This window comes from Streptomyces sp. CBMA291 (genome assembly GCF_014596525.1).
Lineage (GTDB): Bacteria > Actinomycetota > Actinomycetes > Streptomycetales > Streptomycetaceae > Streptomyces.
Map to the genome: position 1 here is coordinate 94,214 of NZ_MSJP01000053.1, position 24,647 is coordinate 118,860.

25 protein-coding genes are annotated in these 24,647 nt (G+C 72.5%); 17 read left to right on the plus strand and 8 right to left on the minus strand.

Translation table 11 applies throughout. From position 1 onward, the window contains the following. The first annotated feature begins 145 nt into the window (after positions 1-145). Positions 146-628 (plus strand): DUF456 domain-containing protein, encoded by a 483-nt coding sequence (locus BU197_RS14225; RefSeq protein ID WP_188268631.1) that lies wholly within the window; start codon positions 146-148, stop codon positions 626-628. Between the two features lie 153 nt (positions 629-781). Here BU197_RS14225 and BU197_RS14230 read toward each other — a convergent pair whose 3' ends face one another. From BU197_RS14230 to BU197_RS14240, 3 genes are all read right to left on the minus strand, one after another. Then, on the minus strand, positions 782-2,167 hold the full coding sequence (locus BU197_RS14230; protein WP_223182643.1) for a DNA-3-methyladenine glycosylase 2 family protein: 1,386 nt from the start codon (positions 2,165-2,167) through the stop codon (positions 782-784). Between the two features lie 225 nt (positions 2,168-2,392). Beyond that, positions 2,393-3,511, minus strand: a complete 1,119-nt coding sequence (gene rsgA, locus BU197_RS14235; RefSeq protein ID WP_188268633.1) for a ribosome small subunit-dependent GTPase A — start codon at positions 3,509-3,511, stop codon at positions 2,393-2,395. Between the two features lie 459 nt (positions 3,512-3,970). After that, on the minus strand, positions 3,971-5,119 hold the full coding sequence (locus BU197_RS14240; protein WP_188268634.1) for a hypothetical protein: 1,149 nt from the start codon (positions 5,117-5,119) through the stop codon (positions 3,971-3,973). Positions 5,120-5,217: 98 nt separating this feature from the next. Here BU197_RS14240 and BU197_RS14245 point away from each other — a divergent pair, with 98 nt between their 5' ends. Beyond that, entirely contained in the window at positions 5,218-5,652 is a 435-nt protein-coding gene (locus tag BU197_RS14245) for a VOC family protein (protein ID WP_188268635.1), read from the plus strand. Here BU197_RS14245 and BU197_RS14250 read toward each other — a convergent pair. After that, positions 5,580-6,326: a helix-turn-helix domain-containing protein gene (locus BU197_RS14250; RefSeq protein ID WP_188268636.1), complete on the minus strand. Its 747-nt coding sequence runs from the start codon at positions 6,324-6,326 to the stop codon at positions 5,580-5,582. The two genes, BU197_RS14245 and BU197_RS14250, sit on opposite strands and share 73 nt — an antisense overlap. Positions 6,327-6,378: 52 nt before the next feature. Continuing rightward, entirely contained in the window at positions 6,379-7,512 is a 1,134-nt protein-coding gene (locus tag BU197_RS14255; protein ID WP_188268637.1) for a YihY/virulence factor BrkB family protein, read from the minus strand. A gap of 17 nt (positions 7,513-7,529) precedes the next feature. Between BU197_RS14255 and BU197_RS14260 the strand changes: the two genes are divergently transcribed. From BU197_RS14260 to BU197_RS14320, 14 genes are all read left to right on the plus strand, one after another. Further along, on the plus strand, positions 7,530-9,182 hold the full coding sequence (locus BU197_RS14260) for an acyl-CoA dehydrogenase family protein (RefSeq protein ID WP_188268638.1): 1,653 nt from the start codon (positions 7,530-7,532) through the stop codon (positions 9,180-9,182). A 698-nt stretch (positions 9,183-9,880) separates the two neighbouring features. Then, on the plus strand, positions 9,881-11,188 hold the full coding sequence (locus tag BU197_RS14265; RefSeq protein ID WP_188268639.1) for a GAF domain-containing protein: 1,308 nt from the start codon (positions 9,881-9,883) through the stop codon (positions 11,186-11,188). A gap of 270 nt (positions 11,189-11,458) precedes the next feature. Further along, positions 11,459-12,028, plus strand: a complete 570-nt coding sequence (locus BU197_RS14270; RefSeq protein ID WP_188268640.1) for a GNAT family N-acetyltransferase — start codon at positions 11,459-11,461, stop codon at positions 12,026-12,028. Positions 12,029-12,302: 274 nt separating this feature from the next. After that, positions 12,303-12,386 carry a putative leader peptide gene (locus tag BU197_RS31330; RefSeq protein WP_310591794.1) on the plus strand — a complete coding sequence of 28 codons (84 nt, stop codon included), beginning with the start codon at positions 12,303-12,305 and terminating at the stop codon, positions 12,384-12,386. Positions 12,387-12,524: 138 nt separating this feature from the next. Next, positions 12,525-14,222, plus strand: coding sequence for a nitrite/sulfite reductase (locus tag BU197_RS14275; protein ID WP_188268641.1), 1,698 nt, complete (start codon positions 12,525-12,527; stop codon positions 14,220-14,222). Further along, positions 14,219-14,398, plus strand: coding sequence for a hypothetical protein (locus BU197_RS14280; protein ID WP_188268642.1), 180 nt, complete (start codon positions 14,219-14,221; stop codon positions 14,396-14,398). The genes BU197_RS14275 and BU197_RS14280 overlap by 4 nt, the downstream gene beginning before the upstream one ends. Further along, positions 14,395-15,102, plus strand: coding sequence for a phosphoadenylyl-sulfate reductase (locus tag BU197_RS14285; protein ID WP_188268643.1), 708 nt, complete (start codon positions 14,395-14,397; stop codon positions 15,100-15,102). Before BU197_RS14280 ends, BU197_RS14285 begins: the two co-directional genes overlap by 4 nt. Beyond that, on the plus strand, positions 15,084-15,665 hold the full coding sequence (gene cysC, locus BU197_RS14290; RefSeq protein ID WP_188268644.1) for an adenylyl-sulfate kinase: 582 nt from the start codon (positions 15,084-15,086) through the stop codon (positions 15,663-15,665). The genes BU197_RS14285 and cysC overlap by 19 nt, the downstream gene beginning before the upstream one ends. Beyond that, positions 15,662-16,597, plus strand: coding sequence for a sulfate adenylyltransferase subunit CysD (gene cysD, locus BU197_RS14295; protein WP_188268645.1), 936 nt, complete (start codon positions 15,662-15,664; stop codon positions 16,595-16,597). The genes cysC and cysD overlap by 4 nt, the downstream gene beginning before the upstream one ends. Continuing rightward, positions 16,597-17,949 (plus strand): sulfate adenylyltransferase subunit 1, encoded by a 1,353-nt coding sequence (locus BU197_RS14300; RefSeq protein WP_188268646.1) that lies wholly within the window; start codon positions 16,597-16,599, stop codon positions 17,947-17,949. Before cysD ends, BU197_RS14300 begins: the two co-directional genes overlap by 1 nt. Before the next feature lie 212 nt (positions 17,950-18,161). Then, complete coding sequence (locus tag BU197_RS14305; protein ID WP_188268647.1) at positions 18,162-19,301, plus strand: aliphatic sulfonate ABC transporter substrate-binding protein; 1,140 nt, start codon at positions 18,162-18,164, stop codon at positions 19,299-19,301. A 44-nt stretch (positions 19,302-19,345) separates the two neighbouring features. Continuing rightward, positions 19,346-20,140, plus strand: coding sequence for an ABC transporter ATP-binding protein (locus tag BU197_RS14310; protein WP_188268648.1), 795 nt, complete (start codon positions 19,346-19,348; stop codon positions 20,138-20,140). Beyond that, positions 20,127-21,014, plus strand: a complete 888-nt coding sequence (locus BU197_RS14315; protein WP_188268649.1) for an ABC transporter permease — start codon at positions 20,127-20,129, stop codon at positions 21,012-21,014. The genes BU197_RS14310 and BU197_RS14315 overlap by 14 nt, the downstream gene beginning before the upstream one ends. A gap of 10 nt (positions 21,015-21,024) precedes the next feature. Next, entirely contained in the window at positions 21,025-21,771 is a 747-nt protein-coding gene (locus BU197_RS14320) for a sirohydrochlorin chelatase (RefSeq protein WP_188268650.1), read from the plus strand. A gap of 79 nt (positions 21,772-21,850) precedes the next feature. Here the strand turns inward: BU197_RS14320 and BU197_RS14325 are convergent, their stop codons facing one another. From BU197_RS14325 to BU197_RS14335, 3 genes are all read right to left on the minus strand, one after another. Beyond that, entirely contained in the window at positions 21,851-22,132 is a 282-nt protein-coding gene (locus BU197_RS14325; RefSeq protein WP_188268651.1) for a hypothetical protein, read from the minus strand. Between the two features lie 83 nt (positions 22,133-22,215). Next, positions 22,216-22,866: a DsbA family protein gene (locus tag BU197_RS14330; RefSeq protein WP_188268652.1), complete on the minus strand. Its 651-nt coding sequence runs from the start codon at positions 22,864-22,866 to the stop codon at positions 22,216-22,218. An 89-nt stretch (positions 22,867-22,955) separates the two neighbouring features. Further along, positions 22,956-23,510, minus strand: coding sequence for a DUF1697 domain-containing protein (locus BU197_RS14335; RefSeq protein WP_188268653.1), 555 nt, complete (start codon positions 23,508-23,510; stop codon positions 22,956-22,958). Between the two features lie 241 nt (positions 23,511-23,751). Between BU197_RS14335 and BU197_RS14340 the strand changes: the two genes are divergently transcribed. Continuing rightward, positions 23,752-24,609 (plus strand): phosphotransferase enzyme family protein, encoded by an 858-nt coding sequence (locus BU197_RS14340; RefSeq protein WP_188268654.1) that lies wholly within the window; start codon positions 23,752-23,754, stop codon positions 24,607-24,609. The last annotated feature ends 38 nt before the right edge of the window (positions 24,610-24,647 follow it).

Consider the following 24,647-nt stretch of genomic DNA (forward strand, 5'->3'; position numbering starts at 1 on the left):
GGCCCGACCTGTGGCCCGGACCGACCGCTCGGGACAGGCGGCCTGGACCGGCTGCCCGGACAGGCGGCTGGGCCCGGTGGCCGGTCCGTACTCCGGCCGTCGGTCTTGACCTGCGGGAACACCCGGGTTCCGGCACGCTGGGCGCATGGGTGTGTGGCAGCTCCTGCTGATCGCGACGGTGATGCTGCTCGGACTGTTCGGGGTGCTGGTCCCCGGAGTGCCGGGGACGTGGCTGGTGTGGGCCGGGCTGCTGTGGTGGTCGCTGCACGAGCAGACCGACCTCGCCTGGCTGCTGCTCGCCTCCGCGACGGGTCTGCTGCTGCTCACCCAGGTGGTCGTCTGGCAGCTGCCGCCGCGCCGCTTCAGGGGCGTCGGCATCACCCGTCGGATGGCGGTGTACGCGGGAGCGGGCGCGCTCCTGGGCTTCGTCCTGGTCCCGGTGGTCGGCGCGGTGCCCGGTTTCGTCGGCGGGATCTACCTCTCGGAGCGGCTCAGGCTCGGCGGTCACGGCCAGGCCAGGGCGGCGACCCGGACGGCGATGCGGGCGGCGGGCACGAGCGTGCTCGTGGAGCTGTTCGCGTGCCTGCTGATCGTGGGGGCGTGGGCCGGGGCGGTGCTCTGGGGGTGAGGGACGCGCTTACGAGTGGGGCCTCAGGGGTGGGAGCCCTTAGGGGTGGGGGCTTTCCTGAGGGCTGAGGGCGTGTCCGTCCCGTAGGGGACGGTCGCGCACCCCTACGGGACCGGATATCCCGCCCCTGCGGAACACGGAACGGGGAGCCCCCTACGGGACGGGCACGGCATCCTCGTGCGCGGTGGCGGCTGCCCCTATGAGGTAGCGCGTCGCGTAGGAGCGCCAGGGGCGCCAGGTCTCCGTCTCCGGGGCGTCCGTCAGGGAGACGTCGGGGTCGCCGAGCGCCCGCATCCGGATCAGGGCCGCCTCGGTGGCGCCGACGCCCGGGACGGCCCGGAGCGCGCGCTCCGCCTCGACGCGGTCGGCGCCCGGGTCCAGACGGACGTCGCCGTCGGCGAGCGCGCGGGCCAGCGGACCGGCGACGGGGTGCCCGATGAGGGCCTCCGGGGCGGGGAACACATGGGTGAGGGTCCCGCAGGTGGTGGCCAGGGGGGTGCCGTACGCCCCGGCGACCCGGGCCGACTCCACGGGTCCCAGGAGCGTACGCAGGGCGAACTCCTCCGGTTCGGCCGTGCCCGGGGAGCGGACGCCGGGCCGGGCGGCGACCTCGGCGGCCAGCCCGGGGACGGTCCCCAGGTGCTCGGCGACCGCGTAGGGGTCGGCGTCCAGGTCGAAGAGGCGGCGCAGCCGGTGCACGGCGGTGGTGAGGTCGCGCAGTTCGGTGAGGTGGATGCGGGCGTCGAGCCAGCTCCCGGCGGACCGCTCGTCGACGGAGACGATGCCGGTGCCGTACGGCAGCCGGAGCGTGCGCCGGTAGGTGCGGGCGCCCCGGGAGCCGACGACCGTCTCCACCCGGGGCAGCGCCTCTGCGGCGAGCAGGTCGAAGACCTCGCCCGCCGCGTACGGCCCCCGGTGGGCGAGGCGCAGGGGCACCCCGGCGGCGAGCGCGGTGCGGGCACCGGCACCGCTGCCCGCCTCCGCGCGCAGGGAGGTGGGGGTGCGGGCGTAGACGGCGCGGATCGTCTCGTTGAACTGGCGGACGCTGGCGAATCCGGCGGCGAAGGCGATCTCGGTCACCGGGAGGCCGGTCGTCTGGAGTAGCAGCCGGGCGGTGTGGGCCCGCTGGGCGCGGGCGAGGGCGACGGGTCCCGCGCCCAGCTCGGCGGTGAGCTGACGCTGGACCTGCCGGGTGCTGTAGCCGAGGCGTCCGGCGAGACCGGGCACGCCCTCGCGGTCGACGACGCCGTCGCCGATCATGCGCATGGCGCGCCCGACGACATCGGCCCTTACGTCCCAGGCGGCGGAGCCGGGCACGGCGTCGGGACGGCAGCGGCGGCAGGCCCGGAAGCCGTTTCCCTGGGCGGCGGCGGCCGTCGGGTAGAAGGCGACGTTGCGGCGTTTGGGGGTCACGGCGGGGCAGCTGGGACGGCAGTAGATGCCGGTGGTCCGCACCGCGAAGAAGAACTCGCCGTCGAACCGCGCGTCCCTGCTGCTGACCGCCTGATAGCGGGTGTCGTCGTCCGTCACGCTCTCCAGTGTGCGGCCGGGCGCGGGCCGGGGCTCGCGGGAATCGGACACGACGCTGGCGCCGGGGGCGCGCGCCCGGCAGGAGGTGAGAGCGTGCGCGGGGCGTGCGAGGCGTGCGGGGCGCGGGGCCGGGGGCGTACGGAGGAGTCACCCACCCCCGCAAGCCCCAACTGCACGCCCCTGCACGCCTTCGCACGCCCCCATCCGTCTCCGTGCGTCTCCACACGCCCCCGGCTACCGCACGCGCCCGCGCTTCAGGTCCATGGCCTGACGGCCCTCCACGCCCTTGCGCTTCCAGTCCTTCAGGATCTCGGTGCGCAGTCGGGCGTCGGTCTTGGCGACGAGCCGCTGGTTCTCGCGGAGCAGCTTGCGGTAGCTGTCGAGGCGGCGTGCGGGAAGCGAGCCGTCCTCGATCGCCGCGGCGACGGCACAGCCGGGTTCGGAGGCGTGGGAGCAGTCGTGGAAACGGCACCCCCCGGCCAGTTCCTCGATCTCCGCGAAGACCTGTCCGACTCCGGTCTCGGCGTCCCAGAGACCGACTCCGCGCAGTCCGGGGGTGTCGATGAGGACTCCCCCGCCGGGCAGGACGAAGAGGTTGCGGGTGGTGGTGGTGTGGCGGCCCTTGCCGTCGACGTCGCGGGCCGCCTGTACGTCCATGACGTCCGCGCCGACGAGGGCGTTGGCGAGGGTGGACTTTCCGGCGCCGGAGATGCCGAGCAGGACGGTCGTGCCTCCCGCGACGGTCGCGGCGAGTTCGTCGATTCCTTCGCCGGTGGCGGAGCTGAGGGGCAGCACCCGGACGCCGGGGGCGACCGTCTCGACGTCCTCGACGAGGTAGGAGAGTCCGGTGGCGTCGGGGACGAGGTCCGCCTTGCTGAGGACGACGAGGGGCTGGGCGCCGGACTCCCAGGCGAGGGCGAGGAAGCGTTCGATGCGGCCGAGGTCGAGTTCGACGGCGAGGGAGACGGTGATGACGGCGTGGTCGACGTTGGCCGCGAGGATCTGCCCCTCGGACCGGCTGGAGGAGGTGGACCGCGCGAAGGAGGTACGGCGCGGCAGATACGCCCGTACGTAACGGGGGTCGCCGCCCTCGGGGTCGACGGCGGCCCAGTCCCCGGTGCACAGGACCCGCAGCGGGTCGTGCGGTGTCACGAACGCGGTGTCGGCGCGGACCGTCCCTTCGGTGGTGGCGATGTCGCACTGCCCCCGGTCGACCCGGACGACCCGCCCGGGAAGGAGCCCCTGGGCGTCGTACGGGGCGAAGGCGGCCTCCCACTCCTCGTCCCAGCCGTAAGCGGCGAGCGGGTGCGAGTCGGCGGAAAGGGAAGACGAGTGACGCGAAGCGTGGAACAAGGGGAAACCCTTCGAAGGGTGGCCCCGGCGGCGCGCTCCGAGCGCGCGGTTCGATGGGTGTCAGCCGGAGACCACAGGGGTGGGAACGATGAACTCCTGAATGCGGGCAGAGCCCGTCACCGTGACAGTCATCAATGTCCTCACCTCCTGCTTCTTCTTCGACGAATCGCTCTCGCCGAGTCGCCCTCGGCCAGTCGTTCTCGACGAACCGACACCGTCCCCTGCGGAACCGATGCGCAGACCATAGCCCCGCCCCGGCGGCCGACACCACCGATTAAATCCGCGACCTCACCCACCCGACGCACCACCGCTTCCGCCCGTACAGGGGCGAGGTCTTCCTGATCGGTTGACGGCAGGTCCGGGAAGTTCACGCGGGCCGCCGGTGGCCATGTGGCTCATCGTGATCGTCTTGATCTCCGCGTCGACGGCTGACCGGCCCCCGGTGCCCCGAAGCTTCCCTCAGACCCTCGCGAGCAGCACGAGGAGCGCCCCCGTGAGGACGGCGGCGGTCAGCACCGCGGGGGTGCCCGGGGCCGGGGTGCGGAGCCTGGGGGCGGGCGGGGCGTCCCCGGTGCGTACGGCGGCGCGGGCCCGGTTCAGCGTGGCGGTCGGCGGGTGCTGCGGGAGTTCGACCCGCCAGGGGCGGCGCGGGTCGTGGCGGACGACGGCCGCGCGGTGGGTGCGGACGTCCTGGAGGTCCACGGAGTGCTCGACCTCGATCCGGTACGGGGCTCCCGCCTCGGGCAGGACGGTCAGGTCGAAGACGAGCGCGGTGCCGCGCCCCCGGAAGGCGTGCAGCCGCGCGGGCACGTGCGCGGCCCGCGCCGGGGCCACTCCCCCGCGCGCCACGCCCGGCCGGTGCCCGAGCCGCAGCCGGGCGAGCAGGAACAGGAGGGCGGCGGTGACGTTGAGGCCGAGGACCATCGCCCACCGGGGCCCGTCGAGCGCCCCGTGCAGGAACGCGGTGGCGGCGACGGCCGCCGGGACCGCGACGGCCAGGGTCCCGGGCGCCACGGCCGTCCACAGCAGGGGTCCCAGGGGAAGGCGGGGCGCCGGGGCAGGCGTCTCGGACGGGCCACCGCGCGGGTCCCCGTCCCCGACGGCACCACCATTCTCATTCCCGACGCCTCCGCCGTTCCCGTTCCCGCCCCCGGCGGCACCACCGTCCCCGGCCCCGTACCCGCTCCCGTCACCGTCCGGGCGTGGCCCCCGGCGCGCGCCCCGTACGGCCCCCCGTACCCCCCGTACGGCCCCGGCCGCGAGGAGGATCGTGCCGAGCGCCGCGAGGCCGTAGCCGACGAAGACGGCGTGGTCGTCCTCCCGGCCCGCGAGGAAGCCGAAGGCGGCGAGGAGCGCCGCGAGGCCGGTGGCCGCGGAGCCGCCGAGGTACGGGGCCGCGAGCAGGGCCGCGCCCACCGCCGAGGGGGCGGCGAGGAACAGCGCGCCGCCCGCCAGCTGGTCGGTCGCGCAGCCCTCGTCGTCGCAGGTCCAGCGGACGCCGGACCGCTCGGTGGCGTACACATGGCAGAGGTACCAGGTCTGCCAGAAGAGCAGGACGGCCGCCGCGCCCCAGGGCCAGGAGGTCCGTCCGTACGCGCGCGTGCTCATGGCCCCGACCGTAACGGGTGGGCCGTCCGGAGGGCCCTGCCGGGTCCGTCCGATTCGTTCAAGACCCGGCGCGCTCCTCCCGCCTACCGTTTCCGTCCATGGACACAGCACCCCGTGACACCCCCACCGCCGCCCCTCGGCTCGACCTCATCGGGATCGTCGTCTCCGACATGGCGGCCTCGCTCGCCTTCTACCGGCGGCTCGGGATCGAGCCGCCGCCCGGAGCGGAGACGGCGCCGCACGTCGAGGCGGCGCTGCCGGGCGGCCTGCGGATCGCCTGGGACACCGAGGAGACCGTGCGCTCCTTCGACCCGGACTGGACCCGGCCCACCGGCGGGAACCGGGTCGAGCTGGCCTTCCGGTGCGGGTCGCCCGCCGACGTGGACGCGGTGTACGCGGAGCTGACGGCCGCCGGGTACCGGGGGCATCTGAAGCCCTGGGACGCCTTCTGGGGGCAGCGCTACGCCGTGGTCCTCGACCCGGACGGATCCGGCGTCTCGCTCTTCGCCGACACCGGAAGCGAGGCCGTGTAGGCGCTCAGGGTCGTCCCCGCCAGGGCCCGGGTCTCACGGGCCAGATGGGCCTGGTCGGCGCAGCCCGCGCGCAGGGCCGCCGTCGCGTACGGCAGTCCGGCGCGGACGAGCGCGAGCGCGCGCTGGAGCCGCAGGACCCGGGCGAGCGTCTTGGGGCCGTAGCCGAAGGCGTCCAGGGAGCGCCGGTGCAGCTGCCGTGCGCCGAGCCCGACCTCCCGGGCGGTCGCGGCGACGGACCGCCCCTCGGCGAGCCGTGCCACGACGGTCCCGAGCAGGGGATCGGGGCCGGTGGCTTCGGCGGCCCTGTCGCGTACGAGGGCGTCCAGGGCGGCGGCCGGGTCGGGGGCGGCGGTGATCCGGTCGGCGAGCCTTCGCGCCTCGGCGTCACCCCACAGGGCGCCGAGGCCGATCCGGCGGTCGCGCAGTTCACGGGCCGGTACGCCGAGGACGCGGGGCGCGTCCCCGGGGGCGAAGCGGATGCCCGCGTACCGGGCGGCGGTCTCGCCGGGGACGTACGCGCGCGTGTCGGGGCCCGCGACGAGGAGATGTCCGTCGGCCCAGATCAGGTCCATGCAGCCGTCGGGCAGGACCGCTCCTGGCCCCCCTCCGGCGGGGACGGCCGTACGGGTCCACAGGACGGCTCCATCGAGCAGGGCGGGGCGTTCCTCGTACACCCGTCCAACGTACCCGGGGGAAGGTGCGCGCGGCCGGTTGCGCTCCTGCCGGTCAGTCCTTCTCCCAGCCGGAGTGGAGACGGGACTTGACGTCGTCCGGGGGCAGGAACCTGGACCAGCGCTCCGGGAACTCGGAGGGCATGTCCGGGTCGTCCTCGTCGTCTTCGCTCGCGTACTCCGCCTCGGCGCGCACCCGGGCGACGAGTTCGGCCGCCTGGACGGCGCGGGCCCGCTCGTTGGCCTCGCGGGCGGCGGCGGTGGCGACGGAGGGCCAGACGCGGTCGATGGCCGCGTTCACGGCGGCGCCGACGAGGACGGCGAAGGCCGAGATGCCGATCCAGAGGAGGACGGCGATGGGGGCGGCGAGGGAGCCGTAGATCGTCGGGCCCTCGACCTGGCTCGCGATGTAGATCCGCAGCAGGAAGCTGCCGAGCGCCCACATCCCGAGCGCCACGAGGGAGCCGGGGATGTCCTCGATCCATGGCGAACGCACGGGCACGGAGACGTGGTAGAGCGTGGTGAGGAAGGCGATGGAGAGCAGGATGACGGCCGGCCAGTACAGGACGGCGACGACCTCCGTTCCCCAGGGGACGAGTTCGACGACCCGGTCGGGTCCGACGACGGCGAGCGGCAGGACGACGGCGCCGATGAGCAGCGCCACGACGTAGAGGAGCAGGGCGAGGAGCCGGGTCTTGACGATGCCCCGGTGCCCGTCGAGTCCGTACATCACGGTGATGGTGTCGATGAAGACGTTCACCGCGCGCGAGCCGGACCAGAGGGCGATGGCGAAGCCGAGGGAGATCAGGTCGGGCCGTTTGCCCTGGGTGATGTCGTCGAGGAGGGGTTCGGCGATGTCGTGGACGCCCCGGTCGGAGAGGACCGTGCCGGCCGCGTTGAGGATGTTCTCCCGGATGCTGGTGACGGTGTCCGTGTTCGTCCAGTCGTCGGCGTATCCGAGGACGGCGATCAGACCGAGCAGCAGAGGCGGCAGGGAGAGCAGGGTGAAGAACGCCGCCTCGGCGGCGAGACCGAGGATGCGGTACTCGATGCACGAGTTGACCGTGTCCTTGAGGAGCAGCCAGGCCATCTTCCGCTTCGAGACGTTGCGGTAGAGGACGCGCGCACGCTGGAGTCTGCTCCACGGCCGCCGCTCGGACCGTTCGGGTGTTTCGCTTGCTGCCTGCACGTGCTTACCGTATCGGCATGGCACCGAGCACCCACACCGTGACCAACCAGGCCCCTCCGCTGGTCGGGTACGACGTCTTCACGAGCGACCGGGCGCTGGTCGAGGCGGTGGAACGGCATCTCCCGGCGGAACTCCTTCCGGAGGCCCGGGACGAGCTTGTCACCTCGGGTCTCGCGAACGGCTCCGCACAGGTACGGGAATGGGCCGACCGGGCGAACGTGAACCCGCCCCGGCTGCGGACCCACGACCGGTACGGTCACCGGATCGACGAGGTCGCGTTCGATCCCGCCTGGCACCGGCTCCTCGGCAGGTCGGTGGGGGCGGGTCTGACGGACGCGTGGGGCCGTCCCGGCGGTCATGTGCGGCGGGCCGCCGGGTTCCTGGTGGCTTCCCAGGCGGAGGCGGGGCACGGCTGCCCGCTGTCGATGACGCACGCCGCCGTGCCCGCGCTGCGCGCCGAGCCGGAGCTGGCCGAGGTCTGGGAGCCCGCGGCGCTCTCGCATGTGTACGAGGCGGAGCTGAGGCCGGTCGCGGAGAAGCCCGGGGTCCTGCTCGGGATGGCCATGACGGAGAAGCAGGGCGGCAGCGACGTACGGACGAACACGACGGAGGCGCGTCCGCTGGCCGCCGCCGGGGAGTACGTCCTGACGGGGCACAAGTGGTTCTGTTCGGCGCCGATGTCGGACGCCTTCCTGGTGCTCGCCCAGGCGCCCGCGGGACTGACCTGCTTCCTGGTGCCCCGGGTCCTGCCGGACGGGTCGCGCAACGCCTTCGCGCTCCAGCGGCTGAAGGACAAGCTGGGGAACCGGTCGAACGCCTCCGCCGAGGTGGAGTTCGACGGGACGACCTGGGCGCGCCGGGTCGGCGAGGAGGGCAGCGGGCTGCGCGTGATCATGGGGATGGTGGCGGCGACCCGGCTCGACTGCGTCCTCGGCTCGGCGGCGCTGATGCGGCGGGCGCTGACCGAGGCGGTGCACCACTGCGCGTACCGGAGCGCGTTCGGCGGGCCGCTCGCCGACAAGCCGCTGATGCGGAACGTGCTGGCCGATCTCGCGCTGGAGTCGGAGGCGGCGACGGTCCTCGGGATGCGGCTCGCGGCGGCGTACGACTCCGGTACGGAGCGGGAACGGGCGCTGCTGCGGATCGCGGTGCCCGCGGCGAAGTACTGGGTGACGAAGCGGTGCACGCCGATGGTGGCGGAGGCGCTGGAGTGCCTGGGCGGCAACGGCTACGTGGAGGAGTCGGGGATGCCCCGGCTGCTGCGGGAGTCGCCTCTGAACTCGGTGTGGGAGGGCTCGGGGAACGTCCAGGCGCTCGACGTGGTGCGGGCGCTGCGGAGCGAGCCCGCCGCGCTCGACGCCCTGCTGCGGGAGGTCGGCGCGGCACGCGGGGCGGACCACCGGCTCGACCGGGCGATCCGGGGGCTCCTCCAGGAGCTGGCGGACCTGGAGGGCGTCGAGGCGCGGGCGCGACGGCTCGCGGAGCGGCTCGCACTGGTCCTCCAGGGCTCCCTGCTCGTGCGGTGGGCGCCGCCGGAGGTGGCGGACGCGTTCTGCGCGGCACGGCTGGGCGGGGACGGCGGCGCGGCGTTCGGGACGCTGCCGCACACCCTGGACCTGGAAAGCCTGGTGGACCGGGCCCGGACGGGACTGCCGGAGGCGGGGGACTGAGGGGCTTACGCGGGTGCGGGGTGGGTCGGCTGGCTGGCTGGCTGGCCGGGAACCGGTACAGGGCGGTTGTAGACGCCGGTACAGGGTGGGTTGGTACGCAGGTACAGGGTGCTTCTGTAGACCGGTACAGGGCGAGGTTGCACGCGGGTGCAGGGCCGGTCTCCCGTACGCGGGTCACGGAACAGGTCCCCGTACCCGTGTACAGGGCGGGTTCCGTACGCGGGTACAGGGCAGGTCCCCTTACGCGGGTACAGGACGGACCCGTACGCCGGTACCGCACTGACCGGGCGCCGGTACCGCTTTGGCCGGGCGCCTGTACCGGGCGGCGGCTCTCCGCCCCGTGTGGGCGCGGACGCAAGCGTGGGCCGGGTCCTCACGCCGCGGACCAGGCCCTGTCCACCGCGCGGTGCGGAGGCCGTGCACCGCGCTGCGGAAGCTTGCCGCGCGTGCCAGGGGTGGACCGGAGGGGGTCGGTACGCGCGAGGGATGCGGGGGTGGTGCTGCGCCGACACGGCACCACCCGCCGCTCCCCACACTCTCGTCCAGGGGGGCGGTGACGGACAGGGTTGCAAAGGGTTGCAGGATGACCCGAACCGGTCCTCGTCGGACGGTTTCGAGCGGCACCATGGAGAGCGAACGCTCCGGGCGGCTGCCCTGTGCAGAACCGATACAGCGCCCCGGGTGGCTGGGAGGGACCGATGAACAACACGCAGCTCGACATGAAGCGGCTGGCCGCCATGGACGGTGCCCAGGCCACCCGGCTGCTGCGCCGGGTCCGCGAGGAGACTCTCGCGGGCCGCCGGCCGCCGATCGCGCCCCGGCCCGTCATCGACGCCTCCTGGCAGCGGGTGGCACAGCTCGGTCTCGACCCCGACCGGGGGCGGGACAGTGTGCTGCTGCGCCGCGACGAGCTGGAGCAGCGGCGCAGGGCCACCCTCCTCGCCGAGGTCCTGGAGACGCTCAACGGCGGACTCGCGGGCATCGCCGACACCACGCTCCAGATCATGGTGGTCACCGACGAGCACGGCCGGGTGCTGTGGCGGCAGGGCAACACCTCGGTGATGCGGCGGGCCAACGGCATCTGCCTGGAGGAGGGCGCCGCCTGGACCGAACACGCCACCGGCACCAACGCGGTCGGCACCGCGCTGGCCCTGGGCCGCGCGGTGCAGGTGCACTCCGCCGAGCACTACGTCGAGTCCCTGCACGACTGGACCTGCGCCGCCGCCCCCGTGCACGACCCGCGCGACCGGCGGCTGCTCGGCATCCTGGACGTGAGCGGCCCGGCGTCCACCTTCCATCCGGCGATGCTGGCGCTGGTCGGCTCGGTGGCCCGGCTCGCCGAGGCCGAGATGCGGGAGCGGCACCGGGGCGCGGTGGAGCGGCTGCGGTCGGTGGCCGCGCCGATCCTGTGCCGGGTGGGCGGCCGGGCGGTCGTGGTGGACGAGCACGGCTGGACGGCGGCGGTGACGGGCCTCGCGCCGGTGGACCGGATCCCGCTGCCGAGGTCCTTCGCGCCGGGCCGGACGTGGCTGCCCTCCCTCGGGGTGTGCGCGGTGGAGCCACTGCCCGGCGGCTGGCTGCTGCGGGTCGAGGAGGAGGAACCCGCGACGGCGGAGCCGGAGACGGCGGGCCGGGTGGTACTCGACCTGCGCAAGCCGCGCCGCTGGACGGTGACCGTGACGGGCCCCGCGGGGAGCTGGCAGCAGGAGCTGAGCCCCCGGCACGCGGAACTCCTCTGCGTCCTGGCGCTGCGCCGGGAGGGACGGACGGCGGCGGAGCTGGCGGAGGACGTGTTCGGCGACCGTACGCGGACGGTGACCGTGCGGGCGGAGCTGTCCCGGGTACGCCGGAACCTTGCGGGGGTCCTGGCCCACCGCCCGTACCGCTTCCGCGAGGAGGTCACGGTGGAGGTGCTGAGCCCGGAGCACCCCTCGGAGCTGCTGCCCCACTCGACGGCCCCGGCGGTCCGGGAGGCGCGCACGGGCCTGCCTCGGCCGGGCCCATGAGGCCGGTGCTCCGGTCCCCATTCCTCGATCCCCGTTCCTCGGTCCCCGTTCCTCGATCCCCGTTCTCCGTTCCCCGCCCCGCCCCGCCCCGCCCCCGGCGGATGGATCAAGGACGTCGATCCGACCCGGCAGCGCCCTGAGCGAACCACCACCCGCCACCCGGCCGGGCCCCGCGTCCGCCCGGCCGCGTCCGCCCGGCCCCGCGACCGCCCGCGCGCCTGTCGGCGACCCCGGTCGTCGCAGCTCAAGGTCGCGTGATGCGATGGCCCCATGCGCATCACTCTCACCACGTGGTCCCTTGAGCAGACCTCGCCGTCCGATCTCCGGCCCTCCCCCGCCCCGGCGGGCGGTGACCTCACGGTCGTCCGTGCCGCGGTCCCCTCCCCCGAGTACAGCCGCTTCCTCTATACGGCGGTCGGCGGCGACATCCGCTGGAACGACCGGCTGCCCCTGTCGTACGAGCAGTGGCAGGAGGTCGTCGAGAAGCCGGGCACCGAGACCTGGGTGGCGTACGAGAGGGGGACGCCCGCCGGGTACGTGGAGCTGGAAGCCCAGCCCGACGGAGTGGTGGAGATCGTCTACTTCGGTCTGATCCCGGCCTTCCGGGGGCGCGGGATCGGTGGGCACCTTCTGTCGTACGGCGTGGCGCGCGCCTGGGACCTGGCCGAGCGGTGGCCGGAGCGCGAGGAGACCAAGCGCGTCTGGCTGCACACCTGTTCGCTCGACGGCCCGCACGCGATGGCCAACTACGAGCGGCGCGGCTTCCGGCTCTTCGACACCAAGGTGGAGGAGGTCGAGGAGTCGCAGACCCCCGGTCCGTGGCCGGGGGCGTACGCCTAGACCGCGCTTCCCGCCGCCGGACGGGGCCGGTCCGGCGGCGGGTCCGGCCCGGCGGACGGACCGTTCCGGCGGCGGGTCCCGGTGGCGGTCCGGGAGCGGGCTCGGGCCTCGCGCGGAAGGCCGCGCGGTACGGACCATCGCAGACCGGTGAAGGGGCCCTGATCAGGGCCCCTTTCGCGTGACCCAGGGCACACGGTCTCATCAAGCGAGACGACTACGTCCGCATCTTGGACGATGCTGGACTGAGTCCAAACTCCCGTGACACGCTTCCGTCATGTCTGGAACTGGAATTGCCTTGGTGAGTCGGCGGCACGTCGACCTCGGCCGCATGTCCAGCGCCATCTGTCCGGCGCGCTGAGAGAACCAGCACCGCCGCGATTTCTTTACTCTGCCCGACTCTGCCCCACCCTGCTGCGCACTGACGCGCCACCCTCTGACCTGAGCGCGAGTGTGCAGGTCAGAGCCGCCCTCTCGCAGTCCCGAAGGACAAGACGCCATGGCCGCCACCCCGGAAAATCCCACTCCCGCCGCCGCACGCCGCAAGACCGGGCGCCACCGTGGCGAGGGTCAGTGGGCCGCGGGGCACTTCACCCCGCTGAACGGCAATGAGCAGTTCAAGAAGGACGACGACGGTCTCAATGTGCGGACACGTATTGAGACGGTCTACTCGAAGCGCGGCTTCGACTCCATCGACCCCAACGACCTGCGCGGACGCATGCGTTGGTGGGGCCTCTACACCCAGCGCAAGCAGGGTCTGGACGGCACCAAGACGGGCGTCCTGGAGCCGGAAGAGCTGGACGACGAGTACTTCATGCTCCGGGTCCGCATCGACGGCGGCCGACTGACCACCGAGCAGCTGCGGGTCATCGGCGAGATCTCGGAGGAATTCGCCCGGGGCACCGCCGACATCACGGACCGTCAGAACGTCCAGTACCACTGGATCCGCATCGAGGACGTCCCCGAGATCTGGAACCGTCTGGAAGCGGTCGGCCTGTCCACCACCGAGGCCTGCGGCGACACCCCGCGTACCATCCTCGGCTCGCCCGTGGCCGGCATCGCGGCCGACGAGATCATCGACGGCACCCCCGCCGTCGAGGAGATCTACCGCCGGATCGTCGGCAACCCGGACTACTCCAACCTGCCCCGCAAGTTCAAGACCGCGATCTCCGGCTCGCCGCTGCTCGACGTGGCGCACGAGATCAACGACATCGCCTTCGTCGGCGTCCACCACCCCGAGCACGGCCCCGGCTTCGACGTCTGGGTCGGCGGCGGTCTCTCGACCAACCCCAAGCTCGGTGTCCGGCTTGGCACTTGGGTCTCGCTCGACGAGGTCGCCGACGTCCACGAGGGCGTCATCTCGATCTTCCGCGACCACGGCTACCGCCGCCTGCGCAACCGCGCCCGGCTGAAGTTCCTCGTCGCCGACTGGGGCCCGGAGAAGTTCCGTCAGGTCCTGGAGGACGAGTACCTGGGCCGCAAGCTGACCGACGGCCCCGCACCCGAGGACCCCGCCGGCCGCTGGCGCGACCACGTCGGCGTCCACCGGCAGCGGGACGGCAAGTTCTACGTCGGCTTCGCGCCGCGCGTCGGCCGGGTCGACGGCACCACCCTGACGAAGATCGCCGCCATCGCCGAGAGCCACGGCTCCGGCCGGGTCCGCACCACCACCGAGCAGAAGATGCTCGTCCTCGACGTCGAGGAGGCGCAGGTCGACTCGATCGTCGCCGCCCTTGAGGCGCTGGACCTGCGGGTCTCCCCCTCGCCGTTCCGGCGCGGCACGATGGCCTGCACCGGCATCGAGTTCTGCAAGCTCGCCATCGTCGAGACCAAGGGGCGCGGCTCCTCGCTCATCGACGAACTGGAGCGCCGCGTACCGGACTTCGACGAGCCGCTGACCATCAACATCAACGGCTGCCCGAACGCCTGCGCCCGCATCCAGGTCGCGGACATCGGCCTCAAGGGCCAGCTCGTCCTGGACGACCAGGGCAACCGGGTCGAGGGCTACCAGGTGCACCTCGGCGGCGCGCTCGGCCTTGAGGCCGGGTTCGGCCGCAAGGTCCGCGGCCTCAAGGTCACCGCCACCGAGCTTCCGGACTACGTGGAGCGGCTGCTCAAGCGCTTCCAGTCGGAGCGCGAGAACGGCGAGCGCTTCGCCGTCTGGGCCTCCCGCGCGTCGGAGGAGGCCCTCTCGTGAGCGAGCGTGCCGCCCCGTTCCACTGCCCCTACTGCGGCGACGAGGACCTGCGTCCGGGCGAGCAGGGTCACGGCGCCTGGGAATGCGCCGCGTGCAGCCGAGCCTTCCAGTTGAAGTTCCTGGGGCTGCTCGCCCCGGGTACTTCGAGCAACACCCCTGGAAGGGAAGAGATATGACGATCGCCCAGGACGCCACGACGGACGAACTCAAGGCGCTCGCCGAGCAGGCGGGCCGCGACCTGGAGGACGCCTCCCCGCTGGAGATCATCCGGTGGGCCGTGGACACCTTCGGCGAGGACTTCTGCGTCACCTCCTCCATGGAGGACGCGGTCGTCGCCCACCTCGCCTCCCGCGTCCGGCCCGGCGTGGACGTCGTCTTCCTCGACACCGGCTACCACTTCGAGGAGACCATCGGCACCCGCGACGCCGTGGACGCCGTCATGGACGTCCGCGTCATCACCCTGACCCCGCGTCAGACCGTGGCCGAGCAGGACGCCGAGTACGGCCCGAAGCTGCACGACCGCGACCCCGACCTGTGCTGCGCGCTGCGCAAGGTCAAGCCCCTCGAAGAGGGTCTGACCCGCTACCGCGCGTGGGCGACGGGTCTGCGCCGCGACGAGTCCCCCACCCGGGCGAACACCCCGGTCGTCGGCTGGGACGAGAAGCGGCGGAAGGTCAAGGTCTCCCCCATCGCCCGCTGGACGCAGGACGACGTCGACGCGTACGTCACCGAGCACGGTGTCCTCACCAACCCGCTCCTCATGGACGGGTACCCCTCCGTCGGCTGCGCCCCCTGCACCCGCCGCGTCCTGGAGGGCGAGGACGCCCGCGCCGGACGCTGGGCGGGACGGGCCAAGACGGAATGCGGGCTGCACGGATGACGGACACTCAGGAAATTCAGGAGAAGCACGTGACGGGCGCCACCATCTGGCTCACCGGCCTGCCGAGCGCCGGGAAGACCACCATCGCGTACGAGCTGGCGGGCCGGCTCCGCGAGGAGGGCCACCGCGTCGAGGTCCTCGACGGCGACGAGATCCGCGAGTTCCTCTCGGCCGGCCTCGGCTTCAGCCGCGAGGACCGCCACACCAACGTCCAGCGCATCGGCTTCGTCGCCGAACTGCTCGCCTCGCAGGGCGTCCAGGTCCTCGTGCCCGTCATCGCCCCGTACGCCGACAGCCGCGAGGCCGTCCGCAAGCGCCATCAGGCCGAGGGCACCGCCTTCGTCGAGGTGCATGTGGCGACCCCGGTGGAGGTGTGCTCGGTCCGCGACGTGAAGGGTCTCTACGCCAAGCAGGCCGCGGGCGAGATCAGCGGCCTCACCGGTGTCGACGACCCCTACGAGGCGCCACAGACGCCCGATCTGCGGATCGAGTCCCAGAACCAGACCGTGCAGGAGTCCGCGGCGCAGCTCCACGCGCTGCTCACCGAGAGGGGTCTGCTGTGACCACCGTTGCCCAAGCCCACGACGCGACGGACACCCCGTTCGCGCTGTCTCACCTCGACTCCCTGGAGTCGGAGGCCGTGCACATCTTCCGTGAGGTGGCGGGCGAGTTCGAGCGGCCGGTGATCCTTTTCTCCGGCGGCAAGGACTCCATCGTCATGCTGCACCTGGCGCTGAAGGCGTTCGCCCCCGCGGCGGTCCCCTTCTCGCTGCTGCACGTGGACACCGGGCACAACTTCCCCGAGGTCCTGGAGTACCGCGACCGGGTCGTCGCCCGGCACGGGCTGCGGCTGCACGTCGCCTCCGTACAGGAGTACATCGACGCCGGGAAGCTCCGCGAGCGCCCCGACGGCACCCGCAACCCCCTCCAGACCGTCCCGCTGACCGAGGCGATCCAGGAGCACCGCTTCGACGCCGTCTTCGGCGGCGGGCGGCGCGACGAGGAGAAGGCGCGGGCGAAGGAGCGGGTGTTCTCGCTCCGGGACGAGTTCTCCCAGTGGGACCCGCGCCGCCAGCGCCCCGAGCTGTGGCAGCTCTACAACGGCCGGCACGCCCCCGGCGAGCACGTCCGGGTCTTCCCGCTCTCCAACTGGACCGAGCTGGACGTCTGGCAGTACATCCAGCGGGAGGAGATCGACCTCCCGGAGATCTACTTCGCGCACGAGCGCGAGGTGTTCGCCCGGAACGGGATGTGGCTGACGGCCGGCGACTGGGGCGGCCCGAAGGAGTCGGAGACGGTCGAGACCCGTCTCGTCCGCTACCGCACCGTGGGCGACATGTCCTGCACCGGCGCGGTGGACTCCGCCGCCGTCACGCTCGACGACGTGATCACCGAGATCGCCGCCTCCCGGCTCACCGAACGGGGCGCGACCCGCGCCGACGACAAGATGTCCGAGGCCGCGATGGAAGACCGCAAGCGCGAAGGGTACTTCTAATGAGCACGTCCACCGAGCTGTTCTCCGACCAGCTGGCGGCCACCACCCTGCTGCGTTTCGCCACCGCCGGCTCCGTCGACGACGGCAAGTCGACCCTGGTGGGACGGCTTCTCCACGACTCCAAGTCGGTCCTGGCCGACCAGCTGGAGGCCGTCGAGCACGCCTCCCGCTCCCGCGGTCAGGAGGCGCCCGACCTGGCGCTCCTCACCGACGGTCTGCGGGCCGAGCGCGAGCAGGGCATCACCATCGACGTGGCCTACCGCTACTTCGCCACGCCCCGCCGCCGGTTCATCCTCGCCGACACCCCCGGGCACGTGCAGTACACCCGGAACATGGTGACCGGCGCCTCCACCGCCGAACTCGCCGTGGTCCTCGTCGACGCCCGCAACGGCGTCGTGGAGCAGACCCGCCGCCACGCGGCCGTCGCCGCGCTGCTGCGCGTCCCGCACGTGGTCCTGGCCGTGAACAAGATGGACCTGGTCGACTACCAGGAGTCCGTCTTCGCCGCGATCGCCGCCGAGTTCACCACCTACGCCTCCGAGCTGGGCGTCCCGGAGATCACCGCGATCCCGATCTCCGCGCTCGCCGGCGACAACGTGGTGGAGCCTTCGGCGCACATGGACTGGTACGGCGGCCCGACGGTCCTGGAGCACCTGGAGACCGTCCCGGTCAGCCACGACCTGACGGACTGCCACGCGCGCTTCCCCGTGCAGTACGTGATCCGCCCGCAGACCGCCGAGCACCCCGACTACCGGGGTTACGCCGGTCAGGTCGCGGCCGGTGCCTTCCGGGTCGGCGAGCAGATCACCGTCCTGCCCTCGGGGAAGACCTCCACGATCACCGGGATCGACGCGCTCGGCGAGCCCGTGGACATCGCCTGGGCCCCCCAGTCGGTCACGATCCGGCTCGCCGACGACATCGACATCTCGCGCGGCGACCTGCTCGCCCCGAGCGGTGACGCCCCGACGACCACGCAGGACATCGAGGCGACCGTCTGCCACGTGGCGGACCAGGCCCTCGCCGTGGGCCAGCGGGTGCTGCTCAAGCACACCACCCGTACGGTCAAGGCGATCGTCAAGGAGATCCCCTCGCGGCTGACCCTGGACGACCTGTCCCAGCACCCGAACCCGGGGCAGCTGGTCGCCAACGACATCGGCCGGGTCAGGGTCCGTACCGCAGAGCCGCTCGCGCTCGACGCCTACGTCGACTCGCGCCGCACCGGCTCCTTCCTGCTCATCGACCCCGCCGACGGCACCACCCTCGCCGCCGGGATGGCGGGCGAGTCCTTCGCCACCAACAAGGCCGTCGCCGAGGCCGCGGACACCGCGGACGAAGAAGGGTGGGACTTCTAGACCATGCTTTCCGACATCTACTCGACCTTCGCGAAGGAGGGGGGCCGCGTGGGCAGCGGCACCCTCGGCAGCGGCCAGGGCGGCGTGGGGCGATGTGCGCGGTGACGTACGCGCACCGCTCGCGCGCCCGCACCCCCCACGAGCCGTACCCGCCCTTGCTCCATCGCCGAAGACGTGCGTCGTGAGACCACGTGTCGAGAGGAAAGCCTCCCGTGTCTGCCCAAGGAAACTCCCGCACCACCCGTAACATCGCGCGCCGGGGCGTCGTCGCCGCCGCCGCGCTGCCCCTGCTGGTCGGCGCCCTCGCCTCCTGCGGCTACGGCTCCGAGGCGGCGAAGGACAAGCCCGCCGACCAGAAGGCCCCGGTCGCGGCCGACGCGAAGAAGCTCTCCGCCCCGGAGGTCCGGCTCGGCTACTTCCCGAACCTGACCCACGCCACCGCGCTGATCGGCGTCCAGGACGGTCTGATCCAGAAGGAACTGGGCGGTACGGTCCTCAAGCCGCAGACCTTCAACGCGGGCCCGTCCGAGATCGAGGCGCTCAACGGCGGCTCGCTCGACATCGGCTTCATCGGCCCCTCGCCCTCGATCAACGCCTACGTCAAGTCCAAGGGCAGCAACCTGCGGATCATCTCCGGCTCCGCCTCCGGCGGCGTGAAGCTGGTGGTGAACCCGGCGAAGATCAAGACCCTGGACGACATCAAGGGCAAGCGGATCGCCACCCCCCAGAAGGGCAACACGCAGGACGTCGCGCTGCTCAACTGGATAGCGGAGAAGGGCTGGAAGGTCGACCCCGAGTCCGGCAAGGGTGACGTCTCCGTCGTCCGCACGGACAACAAGGTCACCCCGGACGCCTTCAAGTCCGGCTCCATCGACGGTGCTTGGGTGCCCGAGCCGACCGCGTCCAAGCTGGTGGCCGAGGGCGGATCCGTCCTTCTCGACGAGACCAGTCTGTGGCCCGACAAGAAGTTCGTGATCACGAACGTGATCGTGTCGCAGAAGTTCCTCAGCGAGCACCCGGACGTGGTCGAGGCCGTGCTGAAGGGCACGGTGAAGACCAACGAGTGGATCAACGCCAACCCGGACAAGGCGAAGGGCTCGGCCAACGCGGCGCTGAAGTCCCTCGGCGGCAAGCCGCTCGCCGACAAGGTCATCGACCCGGCGTGGCCGAGCATCGCGATCACCGACGACCCGCTGGCGGCGACGTTGAGGACGCAGTCCGAGTGGGCGGTCAAGGCCCAGCTCATCAAGCAGCCCGACCTGGCCGGCATCTACGACCTGAAGCTCCTGAACAAGGTGCTGAAGGCCGCGGGCAAGCCCGAGGTCTCCGACGCCGGTCTCGGCGTCAAGTAACCGCGACGAGTCCGAGATTCCGTAACCCCCAGGAGGTGACGACCATGGCCACGACGTTCGCCAAGGCTGCCGACGGCACCGTAGCGGAGCAGCCGCACGCCGCCCGGATCGAGCACGTCTCGAAGTCCTTCACCGGCCCGGCCGGTACCCAACTCGTCCTGGACGACGTCAGTCTGGACGTCGCGCCCGGCGAGTTCGTCACCATCCTGGGGGCCTCGGGGTGTGGCAAGTCCACGCTGCTGAACCTGGTCGCCGGACTGGACCTGCCGACCCAGGGCGCCATCGCGACCCCGGGCGGCCGGCCCGCTCTGATGTTCCAGGAGCACGCCCTCTTCCCGTGGCTGACGGCGGGCAAGAACATCGAACTCGCCCTCCGGCTGCGGGGGGTGGCCCGCGCCGAGCGCAAGCAGGAGGCGGAGCGGCTGCTCGACCTCGTCCGGCTCGGCGGCTCGCACGGCAAGCGGGTGCACGAGCTGTCCGGCGGCATGCGGCAGCGCGTCGCACTGGCCCGCGCTCTCGCCCAGGACAGCCAACTCCTGCTGATGGACGAGCCGTTCGCCGCGCTCGACGCCATCACCCGGGACGTCCTGCACGGCGAACTCACCCGGGTCTGGGAGGAGACGAACCTCTCCGTCCTGTTCGTCACCCACAATGTGCGCGAGGCCGTGCGTCTCGCGCAGCGCGTGGTGCTGCTCTCCTCCCGGCCCGGCCGGGTGGCCAAGGAGTGGACCGTGGACATCCCGCAGCCGCGCCGCATCGAGGACTCGGACGTGGCCGAGCTGTCCCTTGAGATCACTGAACACCTGCGTGGGGAGATCCGCCGCCATGGCCAGCACTGACACCGCCGCGACGGCCAAGCCGGACGACCTCGCGGGTCTGGAGGCCGGACTCGACGCGCTGGACGCGGTCGAGATCCGCCGCACCCCGGTCCGCGAGGTCCTCGTCAAGAAGATCCTCCCGCCGACCCTGGCCGTCGTCCTCGTCGTCGCCGTCTGGCAGATCCTCGTCTCGGCGAAGATCACCGAGGAGACCAAGCTGCCCGCGCCGTCCGCGGTGTGGGACGGTCTGGCCGACATGTGGCTCCAGGGCACCCTGCTCGAAGTCATCTGGACCAGCGTGTCGCGGGGTCTGGCGGGCTTCCTGCTCGCCCTCGCCATCGGCACCCCGCTGGGTCTCCTGGTGGCCCGGGTGAAGTTCGTACGCGCCGCCATCGGACCGATCCTGTCCGGTCTCCAGTCGCTGCCCTCGGTGGCCTGGGTGCCGCCTGCCGTGCTCTGGTTCGGCCTGAACGACGCGATGATGTACACCGTGATCCTGCTCGGCGCGGTCCCCTCCATCGCCAACGGACTGGTCTCCGGAGTCGACCAGGTGCCGCCGCTCTTCCTGCGGGCCGGCCGCACCCTGGGCGCCACCGGCCTCAAGGGCACCTGGCACGTGGTCCTGCCGGCCGCGCTGCCCGGCTATCTGGCGGGGCTCAAGCAGGGCTGGGCGTTCTCCTGGCGTTCCCTGATGGCCGCCGAGATCATCGCATCCTCCCCCGATCTGGGCCTCGGTCTCGGCCAGCTCCTGGAGAACGGGCGCAACAACATCGACCTGCCCGGCGTGTTCATGGCGATCCTGCTCATCCTGATCGTCGGCATCGCGATCGACCTGCTGATCTTCAGCCCGCTCGAACGCTGGGTGCTCCGCAGCCGCGGTCTCCTGGTGAAGTGAGCCGAACGCCATGAACCGTCCCGTCCTCCTCGTGGTCGCCCACGGCAGCCGCGACCCCCGGCACGCGGAGACCGTCCTCGCGCTGGTGCGCCGGGCCGCCTCGCTGCGGCCCGGACTGCGGGCGGAGACGGCGTTCCTCGACTTCAACCTGCCGTCGGTGCCGGGAGTGCTGGACCGGCTCGCGGCCGACGGGGTACGGGACGTGGTGGCGCTGCCGCTGCTGCTGACCCGGGCCTTCCACGCGAAGGCCGACATACCCGCCGTCCTGCGGCAGGCCCCCGCCTCGCTGGACGTCCGGCAGGCGGAGGTCCTGGGACCCTCACCGCTGCTCGTCGCGGCGGTGGAGCGGCGGTTGTACGAGGCCGGGCTCACGCCCGGCGACAAGAGCACCACCGGGGTCGTCCTGGCCTCGGCGGGCTCCACCGACCCGGAGGCGATCGCGGTGATCGCAGAAACGGCGCGGGAGCTGCGGCGCACCGGTTGGTGCTCCGTGCGGCCCGCGTTCGCCTCCGCATCTCTTCCCCGTACGGAGGAGGCCGTCGCGGCCCTGCGTACGGAGCCTGGTGTCGGCCGGGTGGCGGTCGCCCCGTATGTGATCGCCCCCGGCCGGCTCCCGGACCGCATCGCGGCGGGCGCGGCGGACGCGGACGTCCTCGCGGGCGTCCTCGGGCCCTCCCCCGAGCTGGCCCGGCTGCTCCTCGACCGGTACGACGGGGCGCGGACGGCCCGTCAACCGGTGGCGGCCCGCACGGCCTGAGGCCCCGCCCGTCCGGGGCCGCACCCGGTCTGGGACCCCGTATCGTCCGGTGTGCCGTCCGCCGGGCCCCGGGGTCCGCTCACAGCCCCCGGATGGCCTCGGCGAGGTCGGGCCCGTAGGAAGCCCAGCAGAAGACCGAACCGTCGTGGTTCAGCTCGCCCATGAACCAGTCGCCGGAGTCCTCCACGAGGCAGAACCCGTGGAACGCGAGGATCGCATGGGGCCGGAGCGTGGTGTGGTCGCCCTGGACGAGGTCCTCGACGACCACGGGCCGGTCGACGGAGATCAGCACGGCACCCGGGTCTCCGGAGAGAGCCCGTACGCGCTCGATCGTCCATCCGGCAGGGAGGCTTGAGTTCACCGCCCCATGCTCTCAGCGCGGCGCCCGCCTCAGCCACTCGCCACGAACCGGGGCCGGATCGACGGCTCCGCGACGCACGGACGTCAGCTGAAGTCCAGGCTCCCGGTGCGGGTCCGCTTGAGTTCGAAGAGGTCGGGGTGGTTCGCCAGGACGCGGAAGCCGTCGAAGAGTTCGGCGGCCTCCTCGCCGCGCGGGACGGCCCGAAGGACCGGTCCGAACCAGACCGTGCCGTCGACGTGAATCGTGGGGGTGCCGACGTAGGCGTCGCTCTCCGTCTCCTTGCCCGCGTCGTGGCTGCGGCGGACGGCCTCGTCGTACGCCGGGTCGTGGGCGGCCTCGGCGAGTTCGGCGGGGAGGCCGAGTTCGGCGAGCGACTCGGCGACGACGGCGTCGAGGTCGTCCCGCTTCCCCTCGTGGATACGGGTGCCGTACGCGGTGTAGAGGGGGCGCAGGACGTCCTCGCCGTGCCGTTCGGCGGCGGCCACGGCGACCCGGACCGGGCCGATGGAGGCGTCGACGAGTCTCCGGTACCAGTCGGGCAGGGTGTTGCCCTCGTTGTGCAGCCAGAGGCTCATGACCTTGAAGCGGAGGTCGATGTCCCGGTGCCGCTCGACCTCCAGGATCCAGCGCGAGGTGATCCAGGCGAAGGGGCAGGCGGGGTCGAAGTAGAAGTCGACGGCGGTACGGGAGGTGGCGGCGGTCGCGGTCGGTGCGGCGCTCTCGGTGGTCGTCATACGTCGAATCTAGCCAGCGACCGGCCCGCTCCTTTGGGCCATTCCAGTGCGCCGGGAGTGGGCCACTTCGCCCCTCCTCCTCTTTCCCGTCAGTCCTCGTGGGTCATCTCCACCAGCTTGCGGACGGTGTTCCAGTTTCGTGCCGTGGCCACCATTCCCCTGGCCGTCGAGGGGCGGGAGATCGCGTCGGCCAGCCTGGAGGTGCCCAGACCGCCGGGGACATGGAGATAGAGGACCCGGTCGCCGAGCGCGAAGTCCTCGGGGAGGTACGCCTCCCGGTCGATCCCGGCGAAGCGCTCGGGGTCGGCGGCTCCGGAGAGGTAGATGGCGTGGAGCTGCTTTCCTTCCAGCGTCTCGGCGGGGAAGGGGCAGGCTTCGGCCACCGCCGCCAGATAGGCGCCGTCGCGGACGAGGCAGTCGACGCGGAAGCCGAACCGGGCTTCGATCGCGTCCTCGATCGCGGTGGCGAGCGCCTCCTCGGAGGCGGTGGAGTCGGTGGTGAAGACCGCGTTCCCGCTCTGCAAATAGGTGCGGACGTGTCGGTGGCCCAGCTCTTCGAGGCAGGTCCGCAGCTCCGCCATGGGGACCTTGCGGCGTCCGCTCACATTGATGCCGCGGAGCAGGAGTGCGTATGTCTGCGTCATGGGATCACCCTAGGTCGGCCACCGCGCCTCGTGGGGGGCGGCGCGGTGACCGGTTCGAACACTGTCCGATCAGGGGAGCCACGGAAAGACTCTTCACCCATCTGTGATTTATTCAACAATCCTTCGTAATGATGAACCGCTCGCGAACCCTTTCATTTGCGTCGATAGCGGGTGGGCGGGGGTCGGGGCGGTCGGCACGGGTGGGAGAATTCGGCCCATCGCACGGATGAAGGAGAGGTCGATGGACGAGGCGCGGGCGCGGGAGATCCTGGCCGGGGCGGGGCTGCCGGTCGCGGAGGCGCGGCTGCTCGCCCTCGGTGAGAACGTGGTCTTCACCGTGGGGGAACTCGTCGTGAAGGTGGGCCGGGACGCCGAGGTGTTCGAGCGTGCCGAGCGGGAGCTCGCGCTCGCCGGCTGGCTCGCCGAGGCGGACTTCCCCACCGTACGGGCGGCCGAGCCGGCGCCGCGCCGGGTGGAGGGCCACCCGGTCACCCTCTGGCACCGGCTGCCCGACGCCGTGCGCCCCAGCGAACCGCGCGATCTGGCACCGCTGCTCAAGCGGGTGCACGCGCTGCCGGAGCCGACGGGCTTCACGCTGCCCCGGCGGGAGCTGCTGGGCGGGGTCGAGCGGTGGCTGCGGCTCGCGGGGGACGCGATCGACCCGGCGGACGCGGCGTTCCTGCGGGAGCGGCGCGACTCCTTCGCCCCGGCGGCGGCGGCGCTCGCCCCGCGTCTGGCGCCGGGCCCGATCCACGGCGACGCCCTCCCCCGGAATGTGCACGTCGGTCCGGACGGTCCGGTCCTGGTGGACCTGGAGACCTTCTCCTCGGATCTGCGCGAGCACGATCTGGTGGTGCTCGCGCTCTCCCGGGACCGCTACGGTCTGGACCCCGCCGCGTACGACGCCTTCACGGAGGCGTACGGCTGGGATGTCAGGGAGTGGGAGGGGTGCGCGGTGCTGCGGGGGGCGCGGGAGACCGCGAGCTGTGCGTGGGTGGCGCAGCACGCGCCGGTGAACCCGAAGGCGCTGGCCGAGTTCGAGCGGCGGGTGGCCTCGCTGCGCAGCGGCGATTCCGAGGTGCGCTGGTACCCGTTCTGACATCATGATCCCCGACTGACAGGTCCTAGCGAGCGGGG